Origin of the sequence: Clostridium sp. 16K-1-R1, from assembly GCF_023921145.1 — a bacterium.
In the GTDB taxonomy this organism is placed as follows: Bacteria; Bacillota; Clostridia; order Clostridiales; family Clostridiaceae; genus Sarcina; species Sarcina perfringens.
This window is the reverse complement of record NZ_CP046515.1, coordinates 2,066,778-2,077,705: the sequence shown is the minus strand read 5'-3', so window position 1 is coordinate 2,077,705 and position 10,928 is coordinate 2,066,778. Positions and strand designations below refer to the sequence as shown.

Genomic DNA, 10,928 nt, shown 5'->3' with positions numbered 1-10,928 from the left:
TAACAAATAAAAAAATAAGTAATATATTAAAGTTAGAAAGAATATATAGGATTATTAAAAAGGAGTAAGAGATGAGCAGAATTTTAAGTATTTTAAATATATGTGAGAAAAGCTTAGCTTATAGAGATTATCATGAGTATATATTAGGATTAATAAAAATATATACTGAAAATAAATTGAAGACCTATAAAGAGGACAATTTAGAAAAATTAAGGAAGATGAATAATATAAATTACTTATTAGAACAAAAAAGAACTGATTTCTTCTGGAGAATGAATAGAATGTTTCAGGGACTTGATTATGATGAATTAAAAACCTTAAAAAAAGATAGTAAAAGTTATGAAATAAAAAGAAATGTTAGTGAGGTTATAAAAGAAAAAAGAAATAAAAAATGATAAAGAGAAATACTTTAAAAAGTATTTCTCTTTATCATTAAAAGATTATTTTTCAACTTCTCCATCCCATTTAGATATTCCATCTTTCATGTGAACAAGATTTTTAAAACCATTTTCCTTTAAAATATCTACAGCCTCAGCACTTCTTTTTCCGCTTCTACAGTAAACTAAAACTAATTCATCTTTAAACTTTTCTATATCACTTAGGTTTTCCTTAAGTTCCTTAACTGGAATTTGAATTGCATTTTTTAAATGTCCTTCAGCAAATTCATCTTCATTTCTAACATCTAAGATTAGAGTAACTTCCCCGTCATTTATAAGTTTTTTAGATTCGTCTATTGATATATCCTTTGAAACTGCTTCAGATTGAGTTTCGCTTGAGGATTCAGAGCTTGTCTGTGTATTAGCATCCTTATTTTCAGTGTTATTATTACCGCATCCTACAAATAAGCTAGCTGTTAAAGTCAAACTAAGTAATAATAATGATATTCTTTTCATAAATATCCTCCCTATCTTAAAATATACAAATAAAATTTAACATATTATTACATGATAAGGCAATTAAGAAAGTGTTAATATTTAAGGGCTTAGCTTAAGGTTATTGACAATTACTTTAATAATCTTTATAGTTAACTGTGTGAAATTATGTTTATAATTATAGATATTAAAAGGTATTTTATTATCTAAAGATAGATTTTTCTAAAATGGAGATGAACAATGAAAAAAAACAAACTATCAATTAAAACAATTGTAGCTATAGGAATTGGCTCAGCAGTTTTTATGATATTAGGTAGATTTGGTTCTTTGCCTACAGGAATTCCTAATACAAACATAGAAACAGCATATGCGTTTTTAGCTTTAATGGCATTGTTATATGGTCCTTTAGCTGGTTTTTTAATAGGATTCATAGGACATGCTTTAAAAGATATAGTATTCTTTGGATCACCTTGGATAAGTTGGGTTTTTGCTTCAGGTATAGTAGGATTAATAATTGGATTTGGAGCTAGATTTATAAAAATTAATCAAGGAGTATTTAAGTTAAAGCAAATATTTACGTTTAATTTAATACAGATAATTGCCAATGGAGTGGCTTGGTTTTTAGTAGCACCAACTTTAGATATATTAATTTACTCTGAACCTGCAAATAAGGTTTATCTACAAGGGGTAATTGGTGGAATTTCTAATATGGTTACTGTTGGAGTTTTAGGAACTATTTTAATAGCTAATTATGCTAAGACAAGAATACAAAAAGGTAGCTTAAGAAAAGAATATTAGAAGTATATGAGGTTGTGGGAAAGATATTTTCAGACAACCTTTTTTTGAAGTTTAATTTAGGAGATGTATAAAACTTAAATATAGAGTTAAAAAATAATATATACAATTCCTTAACTTAAAATGATTATTTGAAAGGAAATTGATATGGAAAGAAAAGCAATAATAGAGTTTAAAGATTTTACTGCTCATTATACAGTTCAATCAAAGCCAACTTTAAATAACATAAATTTAACTATATATGAAGGAGAAAAAGTTCTTATAGCTGGGCCTTCAGGGTCAGGAAAAAGTACATTAGCTAACTGTATAAATGGATTAATACCATTTTCAACTGATATTGAAATTTCAGGAAGTCTTAAAATAAAGGGAAAAGAAACTAAAGATTTAAGCGTTTTTGAAATATCTAAAATGGTAGGAACTGTACTTCAAGATCCAGATAGTCAATTTATAGGATTAACTGTAGCTGAGGATATAGCTTTTAAACTAGAAAATAACTGTGTATCTCAAGAAGAGATGAAGAAAAAAGTTAATTATGTATCAAAAATAGTTGATATAGAAAATAGATTAGACTTAGCTCCATATAGTCTTTCAGGTGGACAAAAACAGAGGGTAACCTTAGCTGGAACTATTGTTGATGATGTTGATATACTTCTTTTTGATGAACCTTTAGCAAGCTTAGATCCAGCAGCAGGAAAAGCTTCTATAGAACTTATAGATAAAATACAAAAGGAAGAAAAAAAGACAGTAATAATAATAGAACATAGATTAGAAGAAGTTTTAAATTGTGATGTAGACAGAATAATACTTATGAATGAAGGAGAAATTATTGCTGATACAAATCCAAATGAAATATTAGCTTCTAATAAATTAAAAGAGTGTGGAATAAGAGAACCTTTATACATAACAGCTCTTAAGTATAGTGGATATGAATTAAATAAGGAAATGAACCTTGAGAATATAGACAAGTTAAAGCTTAGTGATGATGGAGAGAAATTAAAAACTTGGTATAAGAGTTTAAATTTTAATAAGAAAGAAAGAGAAGAAGACACACTATTAGAATTTAAAAATGTATCTTTTTCTTACGATAAGAAAAAAGATATATTAAGTGATATTAATTTTAAAATTAATAGGGGAGACATAGTAAGTGTAGTTGGGAAAAATGGTGCTGGTAAATCAACTATATCTAAGCTTATATGTGGTTTTTTCAAAGAATCAAAGGGAGATATAATATTTGAAGGGAAAAGTTTAGATGGAAAGACTATTAAGGAAAGAGGAGAAGAAATAGGAGTTGTTCTTCAAAATCCAAATCAAATGATATCTAAAACAATGATCTTTGATGAGGTTGCATTAGGCTTAAGAGTTAGAGGAATTGATGAAAAAGAAGTTAAGGAAAGAGTACTTGAAACCCTAAAGACCTGTGGTTTATATCCATATAGAAATTGGCCAGTTTCTGCACTTAGTTTTGGACAGAAAAAGAGGGTTACTATAGCTTCAATACTAGTTTTAAATCCTAAGGTTATAATACTTGATGAACCAACAGCAGGACAAGACTATAAACATTATAATGAAATAATGGAGTTTCTTCTAAAACTTAATAAAAAGGGAGTTACAATAATTTTAATAACTCACGATATGCATTTAATGCTTGAATATACAGACAAGGCTATTGTAATTTCAAATGGACGTAAAATAGCCGATACAACATCAGCAGAAATACTTACAGATAAAGAAGTAATAGAAAAGGCAAGCTTAAAAGAAACATCATTATATGATTTAGCCTTGAAATTTAAGGTGGAAGACCCTAAGGATTTTGTTTGTAAATTTATTGATTTTGACAGGGGGGCAAGAAATTAGTGGATGCAATGCTTACATATATAAAAAAGGATTCTCCTATTGATAAACTTACTGGAGCAACTAAGCTTATTTGCTTTATATTTTGGACATTAGCTGCCATGCTTACATATGATACAAGAGTATTAATTGGCATGCTTATATTTAGTTTAATTATATTTAAGGTCTCAAAAATAGATTTTAAAGAAGTTTCTTTTATAGTTTACTTTATATTATTCTTTTTACTTTTAAATGATTTAGCTATTTTTATATTTTCACCTTATGAAGGAGTTAATATATATGGAACAAGACATGATATATTTCATATAGTTGGGCCATACACACTAACATGGGAACAATTATTTTATGAGTTTAACGTTACATTAAAATATTTATCAGTTATACCTATGGCACTTTTATTTATACTTGCAACAAATCCAAGTGAGTTTGCTGCATCTTTAAATAAAATAGGTGTTAGTTACAAAATATCATATTCTGTATCAATAGCTTTAAGATACATACCAGATATTCAAAGGGAGTATCATGATATATCCTTTGCTCAACAAGCAAGAGGAATTGATATGTCTAAAAAAGAAAAGTTAGGAAAAAGAATAAAGAATATATCTTCAGTTTTAATGCCACTTATTTTTTCAAGTTTAGATAGAATAGAAAATATAAGTACAGCAATGGAGCTTAGAGCCTTTGGAAAGAATAAAAAAAGAACTTGGTATAACGAAAGAAAATTTTCTAAGGGTGATTACTTAGCTATTATTGTAGTCATATTAATATTTGTTTTATCATTATACTTTACATTTAATAATGGAAGTAGATTTTATAATCCTTTTATAAAATAGTAAATAAAAATATAATTTAATAGTTAATATAAAGTTTAAGTAAGGGCGTGTATCAAAATAACTTTTGATACAGCCCTTTTATTTTATTACAATCAAAAGCGTTCTTTGTTGATTATTTTAGGGTAATAGAAAAATAAAAGATGAAAATGAAATAAATATTAATAAATTTTAAACAAAGTGTTGAAATTGTTAATAAATATAAGGTATATTTGTATTTGAGAAATTTAAATGTAATTTTAAAGTTTAAGGAGATTATAAATGTATGATAGTCAGAAAGAAGAGAAAAAATTAAAGAGAAAATTGTTTTTTAAAATCTTTAACTACAATTTCTTAAAGGATAGAAATATAGAATATAAAGAGTTTAGATATGGTGATAATAAAAGAGATTACTATAGAGTATATAAAGGCTATGATAAAAGAAAGCCTACCATATTCTTTATATATAGTGGAGGTTTATGGAAGGGCAGCCCTAAAGGCTGTGCGGCTATAGGTAAGTTTTTCTATAAGTATGGTTTTACTGTAGTAATTCCATCCTATGAGTTAGCTCCAGAACATAAATATCCAGTGCAAATGGAAAATATATTTTCATCATTTAAGCATTATGTAGAAAATAATAACTTTAATAGAATAGTAGTTATGGGATATTCTTCAGGAGCAGATTTAGCTGCAAATTTAGTTTACAATGAAGACATGAAAGAAAAATTCAATATAGATACAAGCATAATATCTTCTTTTATAACACTAGGAGGAACCTTAGATTTTAGCCAATGTAATTCTAAAGAATATAAAAAGTATATAAAAAAATATTTATATGGAAAAGAACAGATTTTTGATGTTAATCCAATAAATTTACTAAAGGAAGATTCGCCTAAAATTCCAGTACTGTGCGTTCATGGAGCTAGGGATTCTATAGTAAGTTATGAAAATTCTAAAAGATTTGTAGAAAAGGTAAATAAATTTAAAGGAAATGGACAATTTTTAAAATTAGAAGGATATCAACATTTAGATTTGTTAAATTTATTTATAGGAGTAGGCAATGAAAAAACTGGAGATATAATGAGTTTTATTAATAGATTTTAATTTATTTAGATCATAGTAATTTTACTATGATCTTTTTTATTTAAGATTAAAAATTCTTTGAATATTAATTTAGACCAAGTACTAATGGAAAGTAAATTTAGGTCAACAGAATGAAAACCTTAACTACTTAATATATTAAAGTATAAAAAAAATAATGTTTAATTTGTGAAAGCGCTTTCCTGACTTTTTTTGAAAATATTAATAAATTTAAAATAAATTATATATAAAGTATTAATAATAAATGAATGAAAAAGAGAGAGAGAATCTAAAGGATAATACAGGATAAAAAAGAATAATTTATAAAGAGTAATTTTGTATAAAGTATAAATTATATAACTAATTACTATAAAATTGAAAATAAAATATTAAAATAAAAAAAACACATGGAAAGATAGCGCTTTCACGGTTTAATATTATGTTGTAAACTCGAATATTAAGTTAAAAATATCTTATGAATATTAGTTTATTACATTTGATTATTAATTTAATTTTAGTTTATTACATAATCTTTAAAGTAAGAATTATTTTAATAGGTATTAAGGAGGAATATTAAAATGAAAAAGAAATTTCTTTCTGCTGTGTTAGCAGTACTTACAACAGCTACTTTACTTGCAGGGTGTGGAGGTTCAAGTGATGGACAAGCATCATCAGGTGATACTGGTTCTAAGGGAGACAAAATGAAGGTTGGAATGGTTACTGATGCCGGAACAATAGATGATAAGTCATTTAACCAAGGAACTTGGGAAGGAATACAAAAAGCTGAAAAAGACTTAGGAGTAGAAGCTAAGTATTTAAAACCAAGTGGAACAACAGAAGCTGATTACTTAAAAGAAATAGGAAATCTTTACGATGCAGGATTCAAATTTATAGTAACTCCAGGATTTAAATTTGAGACAGCTATATATAAAGGACAAGAAAAATATAAAGATGCTAAATTTGTATTATTAGATGGTGCTCCTCATTCAGGTGCTAAGGATGCAAAGCCAGAAGTAGGTCCGAATACGGTTTCAATATTCTTTGCTGAAGAGCAAGCAGGTTTTATGGCAGGTGTTGCTACAGCATTACAACTTAAAGAAGGTCAATTAGGATTTATAGGTGGTATGGAAATTCCACCAGTACAAAAATTTAACTGGGGATTCCAACAAGGGGTAGCCTTTGCTAATGAAAAATTAGGAACTCACATGTCTCTTGAAGCAAAAAATGTTATATATCAAGGATCATTTGATGACTCAGCTGCAGGTGGACAAATAGCTGCTCAAATGTATGACAATGGAGTAAAAGCTATATTCTGTGCTGCTGGTGGTGTTGGTGTAGGAGCTATACAAGAAGCTAAAAATAGAGCTGCTTCAGGAAAAGAAGCTTGGATAATAGGTGTTGACGTTGACCAATACGACGATGGTATATATGAAGGAGATAAATCTGTAATACTTACTTCAGCAGTTAAGAGAATAGATCACGCTTCTTATGACATGATAAAGAAAGAATTAGATGGAACTTTCCCAGGTGGACAAACTTTATTATATGATGCAAAAAATGATGGTGTAGGTTTACCTGATAAGAATCCAAACTTAAGTGAAGAAACTATGACTGAAGTAAATAAAGTATTTGAACAGTTAAAAAATGGAGAAATAAAAGTTTCTAACGAGCAAGGAGACTTAATAAATTAATTCAAAATTCAAGGAAGTTTTTATTAAGGGGATGGAGCTTCCATCTCCTTTTATTATCTAATCCAATAATAAAATAAATTTATGATATAAAAATTAGAATTATAAGTAATATAGAATTTGAGTGTTAAGGAGGATAACTTATGGAATATGTAGTAGAAATGCTTAATATCCGTAAAGAATTTCCTGGTATAGTAGCAAATGATAATATAACTTTGCAACTTAGAAAAGGAGAGATACATGCTTTACTTGGAGAAAATGGAGCTGGTAAATCTACTTTAATGGGAATTCTTTTTGGAATGAACCAACCAGATAAAGGGGTTATAAAGGTTAGAGGTAAAGAAGTAAAAATTACTAATCCCAATGTTGCAAATGATCTTGGAATAGGAATGGTACACCAACATTTTAAATTAGTTGAAAATTTTACAGTAACTCAAAATATAGTTTTAGGATGCGAGCCTAAGATTCTTTTTGGATTAGGAATGGATTTAAACAAGGCAGCTAAAAGAATTGAAGAATTATCAAAGCAATATGGATTAAATGTTGACCCTAATGCAAAGATTGAAAATATATCTGTTGGTATGCAACAAAGGGTTGAAATATTAAAAATGCTTTATAGAGATGCTGACGTTCTTATATTAGATGAACCTACTGCAGTTTTAACCCCTCAAGAAATTGATGAACTTATAAAAATAATGAAAAATCTTATAAATGAGGGAAAATCAATAATAATTATAACTCATAAACTTAAGGAGATAAAAGCTGCTGCAGATAGATGTACAGTTATAAGAAGAGGTAGATACATTGGTACTGTAGATGTAAAAACTACTAGTGAAGCTGAAATGGCTAAAATGATGGTAGGAAGAGAAGTATCCTTTAAAGTTAATAAAAAGCCTGCTAAGCCTGGTGATGTAGTATTAGATATTAAAAATCTTTCAGTTAAGAATAATAAGAAAGTATTAGGATTAAAGGACTTTTCTATTGATGTTAGAGCAGGAGAAATAGTAGGTATAGCAGGGGTAGAAGGTAATGGTCAAAGTGAACTTATTGAGGCTATTACAGGACTTAGAAAAAGTGAAAGTGGAACTATAAACTTCAAAAACAAGGATATAACTAGAGAATCTATAAGAAATAGAATAAACTCAGGTATTGCACATATTCCAGAAGATAGACACAAGAGAGGACTAGTTTTAGATTACACAATTGAAGAGAATATGGTTCTAGAAGTATATGATAAAAAACCATTTTCAAATAAAGGTTTATTAAACAAAAAAGAAATAAAAAAATATGCAGAAAAAATAATAGATGAATTTGATGTAAGATCTGGAGAAGGGGCTGAATCTATAGCAAGATCTCTTTCAGGAGGAAATCAGCAAAAAGCAATTATAGGCCGTGAAATAGAATTAAATCCAGAACTTTTAATAGCAGCACAACCTACTAGAGGACTTGATGTAGGATCTATAGAGTATATTCATAAAAGACTTGTAGAGCAAAGAGATAGCGGAAAAGCAGTGCTTTTAGTTTCTCTTGAATTAGATGAAATCTTAAATGTTTCAGATAGAATTGCAATAATAAATAACGGAGAACTTATAGGTGTTGTAAATGCAGATGAAACTAATGAAAATGAAGTAGGTCTTATGATGGCTGGTATAAAAGGAGGAGAAAAGCATGAAGTTTAAACAGTTTATTATATCTTTAATGGCTATTATATTAGGACTTATTGCTGGTGCTATTTTAATGGCTATTATGGGACATAATCCAATAGATGGTTATTCTTTCTTATTCAAAGGTGGACTTATGAACATAGAAAGAATAGGAAATACTTTAGCTACGGCTACTCCTTTAATATTAACAGGACTTTCCTTAGCCTTTGCATTTAAAACTGGACTATTTAATATTGGTGCTCCAGGACAAATGCTTATGGGTGGATTTTTTGCTACAGCAGTAGGATTAACAGTGAAATTACCAGCTCCAGTCTTAATACCATTAATGATTCTTGCTGGTATTCTTGGAGGAGCTATATGGGCATTTATTCCTGGTGTTTTAAAGGCTAAGTTTAATGTTCATGAGGTTGTTTCAACAATAATGATGAACTGGATAGCATATTGGATAGTGTATTACATGGTTCCTATGTACTTTAAAGGAGAATTCTTAGAAACTGAATCAGCACAGCTTCCAGCGGCAGCTACTTTAAGAATACAAGCACTTACAGACTTTTTCCAAGGATCATTTATAAATATAGGAATATTAATTGCACTTATTTCTGTATTTGCAGTTTGGTTTATATTAAATAAAACAGTTTTAGGATATGAATTAAAGGCTGTTGGATTTAATAGAGATGCTGCAGAATATGCAGGTATTTCAGTAAATAGAAATATATTATTATCAATGATGATAGCTGGTGCTTTAGCAGGGCTTGCAGGTGTTGTTCAATACACAGGAAATGCTGTGAGCATACAAATAGGTGTTATGCCTACACAAGGATTTGATGGTATCGCAGTAGCTTTACTTGGTGCAAATACTCCTATAGGAGTTTTATTCTCAGCTTTATTCTTTGGTCTTCTATATACAGGAAAAGGATTTATGAATGCTATGACAAGCATACCTCCAGAAATAGCAGATACTATAATGGCTACAATAATATATTTCTCTGCTACAAGTGTAATAATGGAGAGAGTGCTTAATAAATTCCAAAAAAGAAAGAAAGATAAATTAAATAAAAATACTAATCAAGAAACAACTAAAGAAAGGGTGGTGAGCAAATAATGTGGGAAACAATTCAACAAATATTTCCTTATGCAATAGCTTTTACTATACCTCTTTTAATAACCGCATTAGGTGCTTTATTTTCTGAAAGAAGCGGTGTAGTAAATATAGGACTTGATGGTCTTATGATCGTAGGATCTTTTAGTGGGGCATTTACAGTATCAAAGCTTCAAGAGGCTATGCCAGGTAGCTCACTTCCTTTATGGATTGGTTTAGGAGTTGCAGTTTTAGTAGGAATATTATTCTCCTTATTACATGCATTTGCAAGTATAAATTTAAATGCAGATCAGGTAATAAGTGGTACAGCTATAAATATGATAGCTGGAGCTTTAACTGTATTCTTAGCTAGAAATATGACAGGTAGTGGTAATATAAGAATTATGCAAGGTTTTATACCGAAGGATGTTCCAGTATTATCTTCAATACCAATAATAGGAGATTTATTCTTTTCAAAAACTTATGCAACTACATGGTTAGTTATTTTAATACTTGCTATAAGTACATTCTTATTATATAAGACAAGTTTTGGATTAAGACTTAGAGCTTGTGGAGAACATCCTCAAGCTGCTGATGCTGCAGGTATAAATGTTTATAAAATGAGATATATAGGTGTTATGATATCAGGAGCATTTTCATCTCTTGGTGGAGCTATAATACTTGTAACTTACGGTGGAGAATTTACAGGAAGTGTTGCAGGACTTGGATTCCTAGCCTTAGCTGCTTTAATCTTTGGTCAATGGAAGCCATGGGGAGTATTAGGAGCAACATTCTTCTTTGGATTTGCTACAACTATAGCAAACGTATCTCAAATAATACCATCACTTTCAACTATACCTCCAGTATTACTTAAGATATTCCCATATGTGGTTACTTTAATCGCATTAATAGTATTCTCTAAAACATCTCAAGCGCCTAAGGCTGCTGGAGAGCCATATCAAAAGGATAAGAGATAGTAAATTTTAAAAACTTATCTCTGGATGGTATTTTATTATATCCAGAGGTAGGTTTTTTATTTTGAAATATATTTTTAGAGAGAATTAATTTAAAGATAAGATAAAATTGTAAAA

The 10,928-nt window shown here is 28.9% G+C and carries 10 protein-coding genes; 9 read left to right on the top strand and 1 reads right to left on the bottom strand.

Features of this window, described 5'->3' with window-relative positions:
* The first annotated feature begins 71 nt into the window (after positions 1-71).
* Positions 72-395: a hypothetical protein gene (locus tag GOM42_RS09035; protein ID WP_003449532.1), complete on the top strand. Its 324-nt coding sequence runs from the start codon at positions 72-74 to the stop codon at positions 393-395.
* A gap of 45 nt (positions 396-440) precedes the next feature.
* On the opposite strand, the gene GOM42_RS09030 is transcribed toward GOM42_RS09035, so the two are convergent.
* Positions 441-893, bottom strand: coding sequence for a rhodanese-like domain-containing protein (locus GOM42_RS09030; protein ID WP_003449631.1), 453 nt, complete (start codon positions 891-893; stop codon positions 441-443).
* Positions 894-1,112: 219 nt separating this feature from the next.
* Between GOM42_RS09030 and GOM42_RS09025 the strand changes: the two genes are divergently transcribed.
* The 8 genes from GOM42_RS09025 (at position 1,113) to GOM42_RS08990 (ending at position 10,814) form a co-directional block, all read left to right on the top strand.
* Positions 1,113-1,670 carry an ECF-type riboflavin transporter substrate-binding protein gene (locus tag GOM42_RS09025; protein ID WP_003449529.1) on the top strand — a complete coding sequence of 186 codons (558 nt, stop codon included), beginning with the start codon at positions 1,113-1,115 and terminating at the stop codon, positions 1,668-1,670.
* A 144-nt stretch (positions 1,671-1,814) separates the two neighbouring features.
* The gene (locus GOM42_RS09020; RefSeq protein WP_110016173.1) at positions 1,815-3,521 is read left to right on the top strand and encodes an ABC transporter ATP-binding protein; all 1,707 of its coding nucleotides are present in this window, start codon (positions 1,815-1,817) and stop codon (positions 3,519-3,521) included.
* Positions 3,521-4,351 (top strand): energy-coupling factor transporter transmembrane component T, encoded by an 831-nt coding sequence (locus GOM42_RS09015; protein ID WP_110016174.1) that lies wholly within the window; start codon positions 3,521-3,523, stop codon positions 4,349-4,351. Before GOM42_RS09020 ends, GOM42_RS09015 begins: the two co-directional genes overlap by 1 nt.
* Before the next feature lie 258 nt (positions 4,352-4,609).
* Positions 4,610-5,431 (top strand): alpha/beta hydrolase, encoded by an 822-nt coding sequence (locus GOM42_RS09010; RefSeq protein WP_025648312.1) that lies wholly within the window; start codon positions 4,610-4,612, stop codon positions 5,429-5,431.
* 554 nt (positions 5,432-5,985) lie between these two features.
* Positions 5,986-7,098 carry a BMP family ABC transporter substrate-binding protein gene (locus GOM42_RS09005; protein ID WP_003449596.1) on the top strand — a complete coding sequence of 371 codons (1,113 nt, stop codon included), beginning with the start codon at positions 5,986-5,988 and terminating at the stop codon, positions 7,096-7,098.
* Between the two features lie 140 nt (positions 7,099-7,238).
* The gene (locus GOM42_RS09000; protein WP_003449708.1) at positions 7,239-8,774 is read left to right on the top strand and encodes an ABC transporter ATP-binding protein; all 1,536 of its coding nucleotides are present in this window, start codon (positions 7,239-7,241) and stop codon (positions 8,772-8,774) included.
* A complete protein-coding gene (locus tag GOM42_RS08995; protein ID WP_003449685.1) occupies positions 8,764-9,861 on the top strand; it encodes an ABC transporter permease in 1,098 nt (365 codons plus the stop codon). Before GOM42_RS09000 ends, GOM42_RS08995 begins: the two co-directional genes overlap by 11 nt.
* The gene (locus GOM42_RS08990; protein ID WP_003449510.1) at positions 9,861-10,814 is read left to right on the top strand and encodes an ABC transporter permease; all 954 of its coding nucleotides are present in this window, start codon (positions 9,861-9,863) and stop codon (positions 10,812-10,814) included. The genes GOM42_RS08995 and GOM42_RS08990 overlap by 1 nt, the downstream gene beginning before the upstream one ends.
* The last annotated feature ends 114 nt before the right edge of the window (positions 10,815-10,928 follow it).